General features: G+C 37.0%; 14 protein-coding genes. All 14 read left to right on the forward strand.

Annotated features, from left to right (window positions below; genetic code table 11):
- Positions 1-7: 7 nt before the first annotated feature.
- The 14 genes from ACTJIP_RS00930 to ACTJIP_RS00995 all read left to right on the forward strand — a co-directional run bounded on the left by ACTJIP_RS00930 (position 8) and on the right by ACTJIP_RS00995 (position 18,309).
- Complete coding sequence (locus ACTJIP_RS00930; RefSeq protein ID WP_077416261.1) at positions 8-1,822, forward strand: RagB/SusD family nutrient uptake outer membrane protein; 1,815 nt, start codon at positions 8-10, stop codon at positions 1,820-1,822.
- Between the two features lie 83 nt (positions 1,823-1,905).
- Positions 1,906-2,928 (forward strand): pectinesterase family protein, encoded by a 1,023-nt coding sequence (locus ACTJIP_RS00935; RefSeq protein ID WP_440703980.1) that lies wholly within the window; start codon positions 1,906-1,908, stop codon positions 2,926-2,928.
- 39 nt (positions 2,929-2,967) lie between these two features.
- On the forward strand, positions 2,968-4,383 hold the full coding sequence (locus tag ACTJIP_RS00940; protein ID WP_440703981.1) for a pectate lyase family protein: 1,416 nt from the start codon (positions 2,968-2,970) through the stop codon (positions 4,381-4,383).
- A gap of 50 nt (positions 4,384-4,433) precedes the next feature.
- Positions 4,434-5,432 carry a DUF4861 family protein gene (locus ACTJIP_RS00945; protein WP_077416255.1) on the forward strand — a complete coding sequence of 333 codons (999 nt, stop codon included), beginning with the start codon at positions 4,434-4,436 and terminating at the stop codon, positions 5,430-5,432.
- A gap of 9 nt (positions 5,433-5,441) precedes the next feature.
- Positions 5,442-6,701, forward strand: a complete 1,260-nt coding sequence (locus ACTJIP_RS00950; RefSeq protein ID WP_180564056.1) for a glycoside hydrolase family 88/105 protein — start codon at positions 5,442-5,444, stop codon at positions 6,699-6,701.
- 50 nt (positions 6,702-6,751) lie between these two features.
- Positions 6,752-8,392: a glycoside hydrolase family 43 protein gene (locus tag ACTJIP_RS00955; RefSeq protein WP_180564057.1), complete on the forward strand. Its 1,641-nt coding sequence runs from the start codon at positions 6,752-6,754 to the stop codon at positions 8,390-8,392.
- Between the two features lie 184 nt (positions 8,393-8,576).
- Positions 8,577-9,419, forward strand: a complete 843-nt coding sequence (locus tag ACTJIP_RS00960; RefSeq protein WP_440703982.1) for a rhamnogalacturonan acetylesterase — start codon at positions 8,577-8,579, stop codon at positions 9,417-9,419.
- 1 nt (position 9,420) lies between these two features.
- Entirely contained in the window at positions 9,421-11,088 is a 1,668-nt protein-coding gene (locus tag ACTJIP_RS00965; protein WP_180564059.1) for a glycoside hydrolase family 28 protein, read from the forward strand.
- A 162-nt stretch (positions 11,089-11,250) separates the two neighbouring features.
- Positions 11,251-12,162: an alpha/beta hydrolase gene (locus ACTJIP_RS00970; protein WP_440703983.1), complete on the forward strand. Its 912-nt coding sequence runs from the start codon at positions 11,251-11,253 to the stop codon at positions 12,160-12,162.
- Positions 12,163-12,341: 179 nt separating this feature from the next.
- Complete coding sequence (locus ACTJIP_RS00975) at positions 12,342-13,319, forward strand: pectinesterase family protein (RefSeq protein WP_440703984.1); 978 nt, start codon at positions 12,342-12,344, stop codon at positions 13,317-13,319.
- A gap of 269 nt (positions 13,320-13,588) precedes the next feature.
- On the forward strand, positions 13,589-14,326 hold the full coding sequence (locus ACTJIP_RS00980) for a rhamnogalacturonan acetylesterase (protein WP_077416242.1): 738 nt from the start codon (positions 13,589-13,591) through the stop codon (positions 14,324-14,326).
- 160 nt (positions 14,327-14,486) lie between these two features.
- Entirely contained in the window at positions 14,487-14,828 is a 342-nt protein-coding gene (locus tag ACTJIP_RS00985) for a cupin domain-containing protein (protein WP_180564062.1), read from the forward strand.
- A gap of 55 nt (positions 14,829-14,883) precedes the next feature.
- On the forward strand, positions 14,884-15,786 hold the full coding sequence (locus ACTJIP_RS00990; protein ID WP_077416238.1) for an alpha/beta hydrolase: 903 nt from the start codon (positions 14,884-14,886) through the stop codon (positions 15,784-15,786).
- 48 nt (positions 15,787-15,834) lie between these two features.
- A complete protein-coding gene (locus ACTJIP_RS00995; RefSeq protein ID WP_440703985.1) occupies positions 15,835-18,309 on the forward strand; it encodes a glycoside hydrolase family 95 protein in 2,475 nt (824 codons plus the stop codon).
- Positions 18,310-18,403 lie beyond the last annotated feature (94 nt).

Consider the following 18,403-nt stretch of genomic DNA (forward strand, 5'->3'; position numbering starts at 1 on the left):
AATTAACATGAAAAAAACAATAATTATATTAAGTTGTATCCTATCTCTTACTACCATACATTCATGTAGCGATTATCTTGAACCTGAAAACTATTCAAGTGTGGCAGAAGCTCAGCAATTCGATAGTGTATCTGACACATTTACCGCTTTAGTGGGAGTTTACAGCCAGCTTGCAGGTGATGATGGATATGGACAGCGATTAGCATTAATATATCCACATTCAAGTGATGATTTCAGAACTTCGGGAGATTACAACTGTAATGACAGAAGAGGTCTCGCAACATTTGGTGCCTGCCCTACCAATACAGAATTAAATAAGCCTTTCTTAAAATTATATTCAGGAATTGAAAGAGCCAATCTTTGCATTAAAAATATTCCGCTGTCTCCTGTTTACAAGACAGGTTCTGACGCTGATAAAAAATTAATGGACAGATACCTTGGAGAAGCTTTGACATTGAGAGCTCAGTTTTATTATGAACTGATCAGAAACTGGGGTGATGTCCCTTTTCAGGACAAACCATCTGCAGATTATGACAATCTTTATTTACCTAAGACAGACAGAGACGTTATTTACGAAAAAATGATTGCTGATCTTGCCCAGGCTGCCACTTTAGTTCCATGGAGATCCGAAGGAAGCACGACCAATGCAAGAATTTCCAAAGGTTTTGTAAAAGGACTGAGAGCAAGAATCGCATTAGCAAGAGCAGGATATTCTTTAAGAAGAAATCCACAGCAGATGGCGAAGGGAACAAATCCTCAAACCTATTATCAAATTGCCCTTGATGAATGTAAAGACATCATGAATCATACCGGTGAACATAGCTTAAATCCCAGCTACGAGCAGGTTTTCAAAGCTTTACATTCAAACACACAAGACACCACCAACGAAATCATCTTCTGTGTAGGAGCGTTCGGAGGAAACGCAAGAACAGATAGTAAAATCGGATATTATAATGGCTTAAAGCATGACGACAACTCCAACTGGAAAGGCGGCGGCGGGATCAATGCCCTTCCGACTTATTTCTACGAGTTCAGTAAATATGACTTGAGAAGAGATATGAACGTTGGAATTTTCAAAGTGAATAATTCTAATCAGGCAGAAATCGTAAATGCCATTTCTTTCACAGATTCTAAATACAGAAAATCGTGGACGAATGTAACAGGACCTTCTCAAAACCTGGCTGTTGACTGGCCTTTACTGCGTTTTTCAGATGTATTATTAATGTTTGCAGAAGCAGATAATGAGCTTCATGGAGCACCTTCTTCAGATGCAATCAATGCGGTAAAAGCGGTAAGAAACAGAGCTTACGCTGGAAATTTAGGCCAAGTTGGAACAATTCCTACCGATAAAATTGGGTTCTTCAACTATCTTGTTCAGGAAAGATTATTGGAACTGGGTTGTGAAGGGATCAGAAAATATGACTTGATCCGCTGGAATTTATTAGATGCTAAAATTACGGAAACAAGACAAAAATTAACTGCTTTTGCCAACGGAACAGGTCAGTATGCTAACGTACCATTGAATCTTTATTATAAGAAATCAGTTTACGATCCTACAAAAACAGCTCAGCAAAATATTAATGATATCGATATTTTCTTTACCGGAGGAGACAAATCCCAGGTATTTTATCTGCCTTCTCAGGATGCAACCCCCGTGGGATATACCAAAATAGCGTGGAGAGCCGCAGTGTTACCAACGTATATCAGCGATCCTGTAAAAGGTTTTGCGCAATATTTCCAGCCCAACAAAAGAGAATTATTGCCTATTTACAGTGATATCATTATGTCAAATTATAACCTTACACAAGATTACGGCTACTAGAAATTAAAAGTACATTCATATCAAGTTAAGAATACAGGCTTAGCCTTAGGTTAAGTCTGTATTTTAAAACAAATTAAAACTTTATGAAAACTCCTCTGATTAATAAAAATTTTAACCTTATTTCAATATTTTCGATACTATTGTTAAGTCTTCTTTCTTTTAAAACTGCCGATAAAACGATCGTGGTTTCAAAAGACGGAAAAGGCAACTTTACCACAGTACAACAAGCGATTGATGCTATTGAAAACGGTTCTTCAACAAGAACAAAAATTTTAATTAAACCTGGGATTTATAAAGAAAAAATTATCATTCCTGAAACAAAAGGAGCGATTGTCTTAGAAGGAGAAAATCCTCAAAACACCATCATTACATATGATGATTTTGCATCAAAAAAGAATGCAGAAGGAAAAGATATCGGAACCACAGGTTCTTCTACAGTTTTTATTTATTCAAATGATTTTACAGCGAAAAATATTTCGTTTGAAAACAGCTCAGGAAGAGTCGGACAGGCTGTTGCCATATTGACCTCAGGTGACAGAATCGCTTTTGAAAACTGCAGATTCTTAGGAAATCAGGATACATTATACTTAAAAGGAGCCCAGGATTTGATAGATAAGACAAAACCATCAAGAAACTACTTTAAAAACTGCTATATCGAAGGCACAACCGATTATATTTTCGGAGCAGGAACCGCCGTTTTTGAAAATTGTACGATTTATTCCAAAGAAACGGCAAGCTACGTAACAGCCGCTTCTACTCCACAGGAAAACGAGTTCGGATTTGTTTTTACCAATTCAAAAATCATCGGAAATGCTAAAGAAAACTCAGTTTATCTGGGAAGACCCTGGAGACCTTTTGCAAAAACCGTTTACATCGATTGTGAAATCAATTCCACCATAAAGCCTGAAGGATGGCACAACTGGAGCAAACCTGATGCAGAAAAGACCACTTTTTACGCAGAATTCAACTCAAAAGGAAGCGGAGCCCATATTTCCAAAAGAGTTTCGTGGTCACATCAATTAACAAAAGAAGAAAGAAAAAAATACACTCCAGAAAATATTCTCAAAGGAAACGACAACTGGAACACGAAAAAAAGTTTAAAATAAATTAAACCCAACCATCACAAACACCAAAGATTTTCAATCATGAAAAAACACTTCACCCAACTCTTCACGATAGGAATTTTATGCGGTATCTCCTCGTGGGCCAATGCTCAGGAAATATTTAGTTTTCCGGGAGCAGAAGGTTTCGGAAGATACACTACAGGGGGTCGTGGCGGAAAGGTTTGCTTCGTGACAAAGCTTACAGACGATGGCTCAGAAGGTACCTTAAGATATGCTTTAGACCAAAAAGGTCCGAGATATATTGTGTTTAAAACCGGCGGAACCATTTATCTGGAATCCCCTTTAAAGATAAAAGAAGGCGATGTTACCATTGCCGGGCAAACTGCTCCCGGAGACGGAATTACCGTTGCCAACTACGAAACTTTTGTAGGCGCAGACAATGTGGTTATCCGTTACATGCGATTCAGAATGGGTGATCAGAAAAATTATGAAGGCGATGCGTTAGGGGCAAGATTTATCAAAAATCTGATCGTTGATCATTGTTCTATGAGCTGGTCAACGGATGAAACAGTATCTATTTATGTGAATGAAAATACAACCCTTCAATGGTGCGTGATCGCAGAAAGTTTAAGAAATTCTGCCCACCGGAAAGGAGCTCACGGATATGGTGGAATTGCAGGAGGAAGATTGGCAAGTTTCCACCATAATATCTATGCTCATCACGACAGCAGAAATCCGAGATTGGGAGAATATGCGGGAAGTAAATTTGCACTGACTGATCTTACCGATTTCAGAAATAATGTGATCTACAACTGGGGACACAACAACGTCTACGGTGGTGAAGGAATGAACGTAAATATTATCAATAATTACTACAAACCGGGACCCGCAACAATGACCAGACAGAGAATTGTTGCCATCGATAAAAATGAAAAAACCGAAACAGAAGTTTACAACATCTGGGGGAAATATTACATTAACGGAAATTTGATGGAAGGAAATTCAGAAATAACAAAAGATAACTGGACGCAAGGTGTTTTTGCCCAGATGAAACCTTCTTATAATTTGACGGACAAAGATAAAAATGAGATAAAAATCAATCAGCCTCACGATATTCAGAATAATGTAAAAACGCAGTCTGCAAAAGAAGCTTACGAGAAAATTTTACAGATCGGAGGTGCGAGTTTGGTAAGAGATTCAGTGGATTTACATGTTTTAAAAGATGTAAAAAACGGAAGTTTCACTTATAAAGGCTCAAAAGGAAGTTCCAGCGGAATCATAGATTCACAAAAAGATGTCGGTGGATTTCCGGATTTAAAAACAGGAAAGCCCCTACCCGATTCAGATAGCGACGGGATGCCTGATGAATGGGAAATTAAGAATAAATTAAATCCAAAAGTTGCCAATTCCAACGAACGGGATTTGGATAAAAACTACGATAATATTGAAGTATATTTTAACGATCTGGTTAAAAAAATAACCGAAAGACAATACTAATAACCATGAAAACTTTTAGTTAAAAAACCAGTTATCTAATAAAGAATATTATGAAATTCAATTTGTTTAGAATAGTAATGGCAGGAGTATTTTTGAGCTCAACATTTTCTCTGGCTCAGACTTCTGTAATTGAAGAAATTAAGAAAAACCCAAAAACTCCCTTTTCCTATGCAGAACTTTCCGTAAAAGAAGGCGGAAAATGGGAAGATAATCAGTACGTTGGAGGAACGTTTAAAAATATTAACCAGCTTGTCCTTCCTGGTGAACATACAGACCATTCTTACTATATCAGGTATGAAGGTATTGGACTGGAAAATAACCAGATCGGCTACAGATTGTATTTAGATTGGAGAAATGCAACAGATATTTTTGGTAAAAAAGTAAACACTTTGGTTTTACCTGAAGTCGGGCAAGACGGTTTTGAATCCTATCATCATGATGCGCCGTGGGGACAGGATATTCTGAAGTCCGGCCGTACGATTGGTATCGGTTCTTACGGAAGATATGATGAACAAAATGATTTTGTTGAAACTTTTAAAATTGTAAAAAATACAGCCGTAAAAGTTGTTAATGAAAAAGATCAGTCTTACGCAGCCATTGATTATAAAGGCTGGAAAACCTGGGGCAATGCCATCGATTTACAGTCAAAACTGACGATTTTCAACAGAGATCGGTTTGTAAAAGTAGATTTAAACTTAAGCAATACCATTTCAGGATTATGCACCGGAATTGTTGCTTTTAAAAATATTCCGTTAAAACAGGGAATCAGTAAAAATAAAAAATGGGGCTACATTGCTACTTACGGCAATCAAACCGAAACGAAAAAAGAGGACAATCTAGGAATGGCTATCTTCTATCCTCTCGAAAGTTTTGATAAATATGTAAAAATAAAATCAACTCATACCGTAGTTTTCAAGAAAACAAAAAATGTTTCTTACTACTTTTTGGGAGCCTGGTCATTGGAGCCAAATGGTTTGATAACAGAGGAAGCATTTTATCAGGATTTGGATAAAAAACTGGAAATTTTAGATAAAAATAATCAACTTTAAGTTAGGATCATGAATTTCATTAATAATACAATAAAAGCATACGCTGTGGCCATTCTAGGTTCAGGAATGTTCCTGGCCTGTGCTCAGACCAAAAATATAACCACAGCAAAACCTTCAACAGAAACTTCAAAATCAGGAAAAGTAGTTCCTGCCAATTTGAAATGGTCAGAAAGAATGCTGCTTTCCGAAATGCAGAGATTCCCACAAGCCTGGATGCTTGATTTCAGTAAAAGCCCCAAATGGACCTACCCCTCAGCGATTGTTTTGGACGGAGCAGAAAAAGTATATGCAAAAACAGGCAAAAAAGAATATTACGACTATATCAGCGGTTTCGGTGAAGACCTTATTAAAGAAGACGGTACAATTCTTACCTACGACCTTTCCAAGTATAATATTGATATGCTTAACAGCGGAAATGTTCTTCTTTACCTTTATGAAAAAGAGAAAAAAGAGAAATACCTGAAGGCACTTCAAACTTTACGTTTACAAATCGACGGGCAGCCAAGAACCAATGAAGGATCTTTCTGGCATAAAAAAATCTATCCTTACCAGGTTTGGCTGGATGGACTTTATATGGGAATGCCTTTCTACACCCATTATACAAAAGATTTCACTAAAGGAGCAGATGCTCAGAAAGCGTATGATGATATTGTTTTCCAATTTGATTCTGTTCAGAAAAATCTTTTAGACAAAAAAACAGGACTTCTTTATCACGCCTGGGATGAAAGTAAAAAAGAAGCCTGGGCAAATAAAGAAACCGGGCTTTCGCAAAATTTCTGGGGAAGAGCAATGGGCTGGTACGGAATGGCCATGGTAGATGTGTTGGATTATTTACCTAAAGACCATCCGGGAAGAGCAAAATTAATTTCTTATATACAATCTTATACAGATGCTGTCATTAAAGTTCAGGATAAAAAATCCGGCCTTTGGTACCAGGTCTTAGACAAGCCTTTGGAAAAAGGGAATTATGAAGAAGCAACAGCATCAGCAATGTTCGTTTATACGATCATTAAATCGGTTAACGAAGGTTATCTTCCAAAATCATACAAAGCTGCTGCAAAAAAAGGGTACGACGGAATTATCAAAAATTTAATCACAGTTGATGAAAACGGAGTGGTCAATTTAAATAAATGCTGTGCAGTTGCCGGATTAGGAGGGAAACCATACAGAGACGGCTCTTACGAATATTATGTAAACGAAGAAGTTCGTTCAAACGATGGAAAAGGAACAGGACCATTCATTTTGGCAAGTTTAGAGTTTGAAAAATAAACTAAGACCCGCACCCTAATTCCTATTACCTAGATAATGAATCTGATTTTATGAAGACAAAAATTTTAAATATAGCAGCAATCACATTATTTTCAGTTGCTTCAACATACCTCAACGCACAGGAAAAACACTATGTTTCCGAAGTCTGGACTGCCGATCAGGGAAAAAATTACAGAAATCCTGTCTTATACGCAGATTATTCTGATCCGGACGCTATTCGTGTGGGTGAAGATTATTATATGACCGCTTCGAGTTTCAATGAAGCTCCGGGGCTGCCCATTCTTCATTCAAAAGATATGGTGAACTGGAAACTGGTGAATTATGCACTTCCTGATGTTCTTCCAAACGACCATTTTTCCACACCAAAAAGAGGCGACGGAGTTTGGGCACCAAGCATCAGATTCCATAAAGGAGAGTTCTACATTTATTGGGGCGATCCCGATTTCGGAATTTATATGGTGAAAACTAAAGATCCGCTGGGAACTTGGGAGAAGCCTGTTTTGGTAATGGAAGGAAAAGGGTTAATCGACTCTTGTCCGTTTTGGGATGAGGATGGAAACGCTTATTTAGTCCATGGTTGGGCGGGAAGCCGAGCCGGAGTAAAAAGTATTCTGACGCTTAACAAAATGAATCCGGAAGGAACAAAAGTCCTGGATAAAGGTATTCATGTTTTCGATGGCCACGATGCACATCCAACCGTGGAAGGTCCGAAAATGTATAAAAGAAACGGATATTATTACATTTTTGCTCCCGCAGGCGGTGTTGCAACCGGTTGGCAATTGGTATTAAGATCAAAAAATATTTATGGTCCTTACGAAGAAAAAATAGTGCTGGAACAAGGATCCACAAAAATCAACGGACCTCATCAGGGAGCCTGGGTAGATACCCCTTCAGGGGAAGACTGGTTCTACCATTTCCAGGATGTGGATGCGGGCGGAAGAGTTGTTCATTTACAACCAATGAAATGGGAAAAAGACTGGCCATTTATTGGAACTGATAATAATAAAAACGGAATCGGAGAACCGGTTTTAACGTATAAAAAACCAAACGTGGGGCAATCCTACCCTGTCGCTACACCTCCTGAAACAGATGAATTTGATAGTGAAAAATTAGGAATTCAATGGCAGTGGAGTGCCAACGAAAATATCGTCTGGTCATCCAAACTCCCGGGACAAAAATTTTTAAGATTATTTTCTATAAAAGTTCCTGAAGGTGAAAAAAATCTATGGAACGTTCCGAATCTGTTAACTCAAAAATTCCCGGCTCCGAATTTTGCAGCTTCTACCAAAGTTAAATTGACTCCCGAAGATGCTAAAGAAGGAAAAACTGCAGGTTTATTAGTGATGGGGTTAGATCATGAATCAATTGTAATCACCAACAAACCTGATGGGTTTTATCTTCAGTTAAGAAGAGCCGAAAAAGCAGATAAAGGAGGTGAAGAAAAAGTCTTGTTTGAAACAAAATTAAAAGGAAACGAAGCCTATTTAAAAGTAAATGTAAGTGAACCGAACGGCTTATGCCAGTTCAGTTACAGTGAAAACGGAAAAAAATTCACAAAAGCAGGTGACATCTTTCAGGCAAAACCCGGAAAATGGATTGGCGCTAAAGTCGGTTTATATAGCGTTAGCACAACCAAAGCACCTCGCGGAGGATATGCAGATTTTGACTGGTTTAGAATTACTAAAAATTAGAGTTGGTAAATCGCAAAGACCCAAAGAAAATTTAAAGGTATATGCATTAAGGCGCAAGGATTTTATCTTCGATAAAATTTAATACTGAATATTTTGTTAAAAATCTTTGATTTTCTTGCGCCTTAAAACATAATTAAGATTAAAAACTTTGCGTCTTTGCGATTGGCAACAAGATATATTAGTCATGAAAAGAAAATTTAAGATAGTTTCATTTTTATTCGTCGTTTTGCTGTTGTCTTCATGTCAATCACAAAACAACGCCCAAAAGACAACGGCAAAACACAATAAAAAAGTCACCCATATTTATCTTATCGGAGATTCCACAATGGCAGATTATACCGGAGATTACGAACCTGGAAAAGATTATATGAAAGTTCGTTATCCGATTACCGGTTGGGGACAGGTTTTTCAGCCCTATTTTACAAAAGACAGTCTGACATCTCTGAAACCCGCGATGACAACAGATTCTGTTGTTGTTATCGACAGAGCTCATGGCGGAAGAAGTACCAGAACATTTTTTCAGGAAGGAAGATGGAGATATGTATATGAACATTTGCAGCCGAACGATTATGTGATCATGCAGTTTGGTCATAATGACGGTTCTGAAAAGCATACAGAACGGTATGTAAATATTGAAGGATATAAAGAATTTTTAAGATTATTTGTAGCACAGACAAAACAAAAAGGGGCAAATCCTATAATCTTAACACCCGTTGCCAGAAATTATCCATGGAAAGACGGCAAACTGGAAAATGTACACGGAGAATATGCACAGGCACCGATTGATATTGCTAAAGAAATGAATGTTCCTTACATAGATTTAAACAGATTATCCATGGAATATTTCACCAAAAAGGGACAGGATTTTACAACGAATCACTATTTCATGAATCTCCCTGAGAATGTGTATGAAGCCTATCCAAAAGGTCAAAAAGACAATACCCATTTTCAGCCGGAAGGTGCAAAAGCAGTAGCGTCCATTGTTTATCAGGAATTTAAAAAAGTAATTAAAACTCAAAAAAAATAAAATGAAGAAGTCTCTTACAATTATCGGTTTAGTAGCAGTCATGATGTTTTCAGGGCAAACGTATGCTCAGACCCCGGATATTTATAAAAACATTGAGTTTAAAATGCCTCAGGTTGCAGAAACTTCATTTGCAGCCAACACCGTTTCCATCACACAGTATGGTGGCATTGCAGGCGGAAATGTAAAAAATACGGAAGCTTTCAAAAAAGCAATCGAAGACCTTAGCAAAAAAGGCGGCGGAAAATTGGTTGTTCCCCGCGGAATGTGGCTAACAGGTCCTATTGAACTAAAAAGCAACATCAATCTTCACGTGGAAGAAGGCGCTTTCATCATTTTCAGTAAAGATAAAGCAGATTACCCTTTGGTTGACGTAAGTTTTGAAGGGTTAAATACCATTCGTTGCCAATCTCCTATTTCTGCGAAAAATGCAACCAATATTGCCATCACAGGAAAAGGGGTAATCGACGGAAGCGGTGATGCGTGGAGAGCCATCAAAAAAAGTAAAGTTTCAGAATCTGAATGGAAAAACATTGTGAAATCAGGTGGATTATTATCTTCAGACGGAAAAACATGGTTCCCTTCAGAAAGTTATAAAAAAGGATTTGAAAGCAGCTCAAGCTTCAATGTTCCTGATAAAATTTCTAAAGATGAATTGACAACAGTTAAAGATTTTCTCCGTCCGGTAATGGTAAGTTTAGTCGGTTGTGATAAAGTGCTGTTAGACGGACCAACTTTCCAGAATTCTCCGGCATGGAATCTTCACCCGTTAATGTGTACCAACATTATTTTAAGAAATCTTACAGTAAGAAATCCATGGTTTTCACAAAATGGAGACGGTGTAGATCTCGAATCATGTAAAAATGTTTTGATTTACGATAATACTTTTGACGTGGGTGATGATGCCATCTGTATAAAATCAGGGAAAGACCAGGATGGCAGAAAAAGAGGAATGCCGACTGAAAATGTAATTATTAAAAACAATGTTGTATACCACGGTCACGGAGGTTTTGTTATCGGAAGTGAAATGTCCGGCGGAGCAAGAAATATCCACGTTTCCGACTGTACCTTCATCGGAACAGACATCGGTCTTCGTTTTAAAACAACCCGTGGAAGAGGTGGAATTGTTGAAAATATTTACATTAAAAATATTGACATGATCAATATTCCGACACAGACAATTGGTTTTAATATGTTCTACGAAGGAGCTTCTCCGGTATTGGAGGACGGACAAAAACAGGAAGGTAACAAGGCCCCTGAAAAAGTATATCCGGTAACAGAAGAAACACCGGTTTTCAGAAATATTTTCTTTAAAAACATCAATGCCGTTAATTCTGATGAAGCCATTACATTATTCGGGTTAGCAGAAATGAATCTTAAAAATATTGTCATTGAAGATTCGCAGTTTGATACGAGAAAAGCATTAACAATTGTAGACGCAGACGGCATTCAATTGAAAAATGTAAAACTGAAATATACAGAAGGAACGGGAGCAACCATTTACAACAGTAAAAACATCAATCTTTCAACGGTGAAGTTTGAATCTGCCAATAAACCTGTTGTGAAAGTCTTAGGAAGCAAAACGGGAGCTGTATTGGTTCCTAAAGAAGTGATATCCGATAAAAATTCACTTTCCATCGGAAAAGATGTAGCGAAAAACGCAGTTAAATAAAATGCATCAAGAATAAGATTAAACCATTAAGATTGATTAAGTTTTTAAGAATATTAAGTTGAGCTTTGCTTTGAATAATACTTTTAAAATCAGAATGATTTTCTTAATTAAACTTAACTCCTTCAATATTCATAATGGTTCAAAATTTTAAAATTTGACAACATGAATTTTAACAGAAAACATACTTATATTTCTATTTTTTTTGTAGGGACAATGGCATTTGGGCAGGTAAACAGACCGAATGCTACTCCTTACACCAATGAAGCGACATATGAAAAATTAAAGAAAAAATATCCTTTTATCACACCTATCGACCGGCCTGTTCCACAAAACATTGGAGTTGATAAAGATGTAAAATATACCAATATCAACGGACTTTCGTTAAAAGCTGACATCTACTATCCTCTCGATACATCAAAAAAACATCCGGGAATTGCAATGGTTCACGGGGGTGGCTGGGTCTCGGGAAGTAAGGAGAATGAAAAATTTATGGCAATGGAGCTGGCTTCAAAAGGTTATATAGTAATTGCTATCGGATACCGGTTGGCTGATGTTGCAAAATATCCTGCCGGGGTTGAAGATATTGAAACGGGCATTCAATGGTTGAAGAAAAATCATTCAACATATTCTTTAGACAAAAAGAAAATGGTGGTTTTGGGTGAATCTGCCGGAGCACAGATCGCCACTTTAGTCGGTGTCAGGAAAAAGATTAAAGTACAGGCTATCGTCAATGTAGACGGCGTTGTTTCATTTGTTCATGAAGAATCCGGAAAAGAAGGAACCTACGATGCTTATTGGCTGGGTTATCAGCAAAAAGACAATCCTAAAATCTGGAAAGAAGCCTCACCCTTGGAGTATGTGGATAAAAATACACCTCCTACCCTTTTCATTAACAGTTCGCAGCCACGTTTTCATGCAGGAAGAGACAATATGATGAAAAAACTGAAGAGCTATAATATACCGACTGAGTTTCATGAAATCAAAGATACCCCGCATTCTTTCTGGTCGGCAGAACCCTGGTTTACAGAAACATTGAATTTAACGGTTGACTTTTTAAACAAAGTTTTGAATTAATATTAATTATGATTTTAAACGCAAAGATTTAATTTAATAAATGAATATTTTAGTGAGCAAAGATGAATCAACAAGTTGATTTGATGAAGTTATCGTCACAGCTTCGCGAAGCCAATTACTTTCTAAAAATGATGAGGTTTCATAAAATCTTTGCGTCAAAAAAATAATAAAATCAATTTATGAAAAAATTATTTTTAACCCTATTCATATCGATGGCAAATTTTCTCTTTGCAGGAAATGATCCTTACATAAAAATTATCGTAGCCAAAGACGGAAGCGGAGATTTCACATCCATTCAAAAAGCGATCAATTCTATCAGAGATTTAGGTCCGGCAGAAGCTTTAGTTTTTATTAAATCCGGAACGTATAATGAAAAAGTTGTTATTCCCTCTTCAAAACATAAAATCACATTAGAAGGCGAAAATAAAGACAACACAATCATCACTAACAATGATTTTTCAGGAAAATTGAATTCTTTTAATGAAAAGATGACAACCTTCAATTCTTACACTTTATCAGTGATGGGTGATGAAATTAAAATCAGTAACCTGACGATTCAAAATTCTTCGTGTAATGAAGGACAGGCAGTTTCTCTCCATGTGGAAGGTGACCGTTTTATGATTAAAAACTCAAATATTCTGGGCTGTCAGGATACCATTTATTCCGCAACCAACCACAGCAGGCAATATTTCGAAAACTGCTATATCGAAGGAACAACAGATTTTATTTTCGGACAGGCAACGGTTGTTTTTAAAAATTGTACGATTAAAAGCTTAGCCGATTCTTACATCACCGCAGCTGCAACAGAAGCCGACAGAAAGTATGGCTTTGTCTTTTTCGACTGTAAATTAATCGCCAAAGAAGGCATTACAAAAGTTTATTTGGGAAGACCCTGGAGACCTTACGCCAAAACCGTTTTCATTAACACCGAAATGGGAAAACACATCCTTCCCGAAGGCTGGAATCCCTGGAAAGGCGACAAAATGTTTCCTGATAAAGAAAAGACCACTTATTATGCAGAATCTGGCAGCAAAGGGGAAGGAGGAAATATCTCCAAACGGGTAAGCTGGTCACATCAGCTGACGAAAAAAGATTTGAAAAATTATACTTTAGAAAAAATTTTTGATGGTTGGAAACCAACCATGAGTAATAAGTAATGGGCAATGAGTAATTATTACCACAATTAAACTGACATAGGAAAATGGAGCGTTAAGAAAATTAATTCTGCGAGTGTTAAGAAAATTCTACTGTTTGAGCACGACACTAAAATTGTATTGAAAAGCAAATATTAAATTCGTGCGAGTTTTAGAATTTTTAGAGAACAGAAATAATTTTTAGCGCAAGTTTCCAAGTCTTGAACTTTTGGTTCTTTTGTTTGACTACGTCAATTTTAAGACAAAAGAAAACGAATTAAAAATTATTTAAAATGAAAAAACTACTTTTAATAGTATACATTTGCTTAGCAACATTCGTATTTGCTCAACAAAAGCCAACCCTATTCCTCATCGGCGATTCTACTATGGCCAACAAAGAAAATCCGGATAAAAATCCAGAACACGGTTGGGGACAGGTTCTGCCACAGTTTTTAACAACAGGAATTGAAATTCAGAATCATGCGATGAACGGCAGAAGTTCAAAAAGCTTCCGGACTGAAGGCAGATGGGATAAAGTTGAAAAACAGTTAAAAAAAGGTGATTTTGTTATTATTCAGTTTGGTCATAACGACCAGAAATTAAAAGATTCCACGAAATTCACCAATCCTTATACGCAATACAGAGCCAATCTGGAAAGATATGTGAACGAAGCCAGAGCAAAAGGAGCCAACCCCATTCTGATGACTTCTATTGTAAGAAGAAATTTCAATGAAAACGGAGTTTTGATTGATACCCATAAAGAATACCCTTTAGTGGTAAGAATGGTGGCCAATGATCTGAAAGTTCCGTTTGTAGATATGCAGTTACTGACAGAACAACTGGAAGTTTCTTACGGTCCTGAAAATTCAAAAAAACTACATCTGCATTACAAAGAAGGAGAAGATCCTTACTATCCGAAAGGAAAAGACGATGATACTCATTTATCAACATTAGGCGCAGAATCAGTTGCAAAACTGGCGTTGAAGAATTTGAAGAGTTTAAAAATCGGCTTGGAGAAATATATTAAATAGTTCTTTAACGTAAGTAATTAAACAGCTTATTTATCATTCAGAGCTGAACGAAGTGTAGCGTGGAATCTAAATAATTCATTGATAATACGAAGTTTATATTCTACGGAATGACAAATTGGACTTAAAATTTTAATTAAATAATAATTCAAAAACATAAAAAATGAAATTCAAAAAAGAACCCTTCTTCGATGGTAATTCAGAATGGGAAGATTTAGGAGCCGGAGTTTCCAGACAATTTGTGGGTTACAATTCTCAGGTGATGATGGTGATTGTAAAGTTTGAAAAAGATGCAATCGGAGCTTTGCACCAGCATTTTCATTCGCAGATTACCTATGTTGCTTCAGGAAAGTTTGAAGTAACAGTTAATGGTGAAACAAAAATTTTACAGCAAGGTGACGGATTTTTCGCGCAGCCCAATATTTTTCATGGAGTGAAATGTCTGGAAGCGGGACAGCTAATTGATGCTTTTACACCGTTTAGAGAGGATTTTCTTAAAGATTAATTTCTAAAATTCAAACCTTATAAGGTTAAACAAGCTTTACCCAAATGATCTAGTTATGAAAAAAATTGCATTCTTGCTATTAATTTTCTTCACGCTTCATTTATCCGCACAGGAAAAAATCATGGTCTGGCCAAAAGGTCAGATGCCAAATTCTAAAGGGTTGCCCTTAAAAACAGAAGAAAAAGACGGAAGAATCATACAGATAAAAGAAACCGAGCTTTTTGCTTTTTTACCTCCAAAAGAAGAAAGAAAACAGATGGCTGTGATCGTCATTCCCGGCGGTGGATATTACAAACTCACTTATGATTTGGGCGGTTATCAGATCGCAAAATGGTTCAATACCCAAGGAATTTCGGCCTTTGTTTTAAATTATCGGCTGCCGACTTCTCCAGACCTGAAACAAAAAGAAATTGCTCCGTTACAGGATATCCAGGCAGCCATAAAATATCTCAGAAAAAATGCTGAGCAGTACGGCATTTCGCCGGAACAGATCGGGGTCATCGGAACTTCTGCAGGTGGACATTTGGCAGCATCTGTGAGCAATATTTCTACAGATTATACCGAATTAAAAGAAGATTGGACTTCAATTCCTACGATTCCCAATTTTGCGATTCTGGTCTCTCCGGTTATTGATTTAGGGGAATTTGCTCATGTTGGAAGCAGAAATAGTTTACTTGGTGAAAATGCTTCTCCTGAAAAAATCAAAGAATATTCAATGCAAAACCGGGTAACGGAAAAAACTCCGCCCACCATTTTATTTCATGCCCAAAATGATAAAACCGTTCCTGTGATGAACAGTATTTTATACTATCAGGAAATGATAAAAAATAAAGTGAAGGGAGCAATGTTTATTTTTCCTGAAGGTGAACATAAAATCGGAATTACGAATAAATCTGAACTGACGGATAACTGGAAAAAATTATGTTCAGACTGGCTTAAAACCATTAACAATAAGTAATGGGTAATTAAAAATATCAGAAAACGAAACTATTTTAACAAATAAAAGATGCTGAAAATCAAGCAACATAAAATCTTTTTACTGGCTTTTGGAATGGTGATTTCAGTTTCAGTTCAGGCGCAACAAAACTTAAAACTGATTTATAACAAGCCTGCAGAAAACTGGAACGAAGCTTTACCGATTGGAAACGGAAAATTAGGGGCTATGGTTTTTGGTGGAGTTTCGCAGGAACATCTTCAACTTAATGAAGAAACAATCTGGGCAGGAGAACCGGGAAATAATGTTCCGAAAAATACATTCGACAGCATCCAAAAAATCAGAAAACTGTTGAATGAAGGCCAGTTTGAACAAGCTCAAAAATTATCAAATACAACGTATCCAAGAGCTACCCCAAAAGATTTGAATTATGGAATGCCTTATCAGACGATGGGCGATCTGTTTCTGGATTTTAAAGGTCATGAACATTTTAAAAATTACACCCGGACGTTAGATATTGAAAAGGCAATCAGTACCGTTTCCTACGAAGTAAATGGAGTGTCTTTCAAGCGTGAAATTTTCTCATCTTTTGTGCACAACGTGATTATGATTAAATTATCTTCCAGTAAAAAAGGAAATCTTAATTTTTCTATTTATGCTTCTACTCCACACCTGAAGAAATCAATTTTTACAGAGAAAAATCAATTGGTGATTACCGGAACAAGCGGTTCTTCCGATAATAAAACTGGAAAAATTAATTTTGAAACAGTGGCTTTTCCTGTTTTAAAAGGCGGAAAACTAACCTCAACAACCGATCAACTTGAAATTTCCGGAGCAGATGAAGTGGTCATTTATGTTTCGATTGCTACGAATTTTAAAAAGTATAATGATATTTCCGGAAATCCAGATGCGAGAGTTTCGGAATATTTACAATCAGCTTTACATAAAAAATATAATGTTGAATTAAAAGCTCACATTCAAAAATATCAGAAATATTTCAAACGTGTCAGTCTTGATTTAGGAACAACAGAACAGGCGAAAAAAACAACTGACCTTCGAATTAAAGAATTTGGAAGTTCAGAAGATCCGGATCTGGTGGCTTTATACTTCCAATTCGGACGCTATCTTTTAATATCTTCTTCACAACCGGGAACTCAGCCTGCCAATCTTCAGGGAATCTGGAACGATCAGCTGAATCCTGCCTGGGACAGTAAATTTACCGTGAACATCAATACAGAAATGAACTACTGGCCAGCTGAAAATACAAACCTCAGCGAAATGCACGAACCCTTATTTGAGATGATTCAGGATTTATCGGTGACCGGACAGGAATCTGCCAAAGAAATGTATCACGCCAGAGGCTGGAATATGCATCACAATACAGATTTGTGGAGGATCACAGGAATTGTAGACGGCGGGTTTTACGGAATGTGGCCGATGGGCGGAGCATGGCTGACTCAGCACATCTGGAATCATTATCTGTACACCGGAGATCAGCAATTTTTGAAAAAACATTATGCTGCTCTGAAAGGTTGTGCCTTGTTTTATCTCGATGTCCTGCAGCAGGATCCTTCGAAAAAATTTCTGGTGGTTTCGCCTTCCATGTCGCCTGAAAACACCTACATGAAAAGTGTGGGAATTACGGCCGGAACAACGATGGATAATCAGTTGGTCTTTGATGTTTTTAATAATTTCATTCATGCTTCAAAAATTCTAAATGAAGATACAAACCTCTCGGATGAAGTAAAATCGGCTTTAAATAAACTTCCGCCCATGCAGATCGGGCAACACACCCAATTGCAGGAATGGCTTCAAGATATGGACAGAACCGATGATAAACACAGACATATTTCGCATCTGTACGGACTTTTTCCGTCGGGGCAAATCTCTCCTTTCAGAAATCCTGATTTAACAGAAGCTGCAAAAAATTCCATGACGTACCGCGGCGACAAATCCACAGGCTGGTCAATGGGCTGGAAAGTAAACTGGTGGGCAAGACTATTGGACGGAAACAAAGCTTTTAAATTAATTTTAGATCAGCTAACACCCGCTCCAATGGAAACAAAAGGTCAATCAGGAGGAACGTATCCTAATCTTCTGGATGCACATCCGCCATTTCAGATTGATGGAAATTTTGGATGTACTTCAGGAATTGCAGAACTATTACTGCAAAGCTATGATGGCTATATTTATATTCTGCCGGCCCTTCCTGATGCTTTACCCAATGGTTCTGTGAAAGGGTTAAGAGCAAGAGGTGGTTTTGAAATCGATATCGAATGGAAAAATTCTAAACTGATGAAACTGGTTGTGAAATCTTCTCTGGGAGGAAATGCCAGAATCAGAATTGCGAAAGATATTCAGCTAAAATCTAAAACAAGTTTTACTTCCGCAACAGAAGAAAATTCAAATCCATATTATCAGGTGAATGCTATTAAAACGCCATTAGTTTCAGACAGAGCTGAATTAAAAGGTTACCCTATTCCTGAAACGCAGGTTTTTGATTTTGATACTGAAAAAGGACAAACGTATATTTTTGAATCAAAATAATAGGTAATAAATAATAAGCAGAAAATCTCCCGCAGATTTCAGAATTCACAGTAAATAACCTATGTAATTCTGAAATCTGCGGGAATTTTATTTG

It is taken from the genome of Chryseobacterium sp. 22543, from assembly GCF_052044565.1.
Classification (GTDB): Bacteria; Bacteroidota; Bacteroidia; order Flavobacteriales; family Weeksellaceae; genus Chryseobacterium.

Coding starts and splice junctions, on each gene's coding strand:
- ACTJIP_RS00930 (WP_077416261.1), top strand. CDS start 8: ATGAAAAAAACAATAATTATATTAAGTTGTATCCTATCTCTTACTACC.
- ACTJIP_RS00935 (WP_440703980.1), top strand. CDS start 1,906: ATGAAAACTCCTCTGATTAATAAAAATTTTAACCTTATTTCAATATTT.
- ACTJIP_RS00940 (WP_440703981.1), top strand. CDS start 2,968: ATGAAAAAACACTTCACCCAACTCTTCACGATAGGAATTTTATGCGGT.
- ACTJIP_RS00945 (WP_077416255.1), top strand. CDS start 4,434: ATGAAATTCAATTTGTTTAGAATAGTAATGGCAGGAGTATTTTTGAGC.
- ACTJIP_RS00950 (WP_180564056.1), top strand. CDS start 5,442: ATGAATTTCATTAATAATACAATAAAAGCATACGCTGTGGCCATTCTA.
- ACTJIP_RS00955 (WP_180564057.1), top strand. CDS start 6,752: ATGAAGACAAAAATTTTAAATATAGCAGCAATCACATTATTTTCAGTT.
- ACTJIP_RS00960 (WP_440703982.1), top strand. CDS start 8,577: ATGAAAAGAAAATTTAAGATAGTTTCATTTTTATTCGTCGTTTTGCTG.
- ACTJIP_RS00965 (WP_180564059.1), top strand. CDS start 9,421: ATGAAGAAGTCTCTTACAATTATCGGTTTAGTAGCAGTCATGATGTTT.
- ACTJIP_RS00970 (WP_440703983.1), top strand. CDS start 11,251: ATGAATTTTAACAGAAAACATACTTATATTTCTATTTTTTTTGTAGGG.
- ACTJIP_RS00975 (WP_440703984.1), top strand. CDS start 12,342: ATGAAAAAATTATTTTTAACCCTATTCATATCGATGGCAAATTTTCTC.
- ACTJIP_RS00980 (WP_077416242.1), top strand. CDS start 13,589: ATGAAAAAACTACTTTTAATAGTATACATTTGCTTAGCAACATTCGTA.
- ACTJIP_RS00985 (WP_180564062.1), top strand. CDS start 14,487: ATGAAATTCAAAAAAGAACCCTTCTTCGATGGTAATTCAGAATGGGAA.
- ACTJIP_RS00990 (WP_077416238.1), top strand. CDS start 14,884: ATGAAAAAAATTGCATTCTTGCTATTAATTTTCTTCACGCTTCATTTA.
- ACTJIP_RS00995 (WP_440703985.1), top strand. CDS start 15,835: ATGCTGAAAATCAAGCAACATAAAATCTTTTTACTGGCTTTTGGAATG.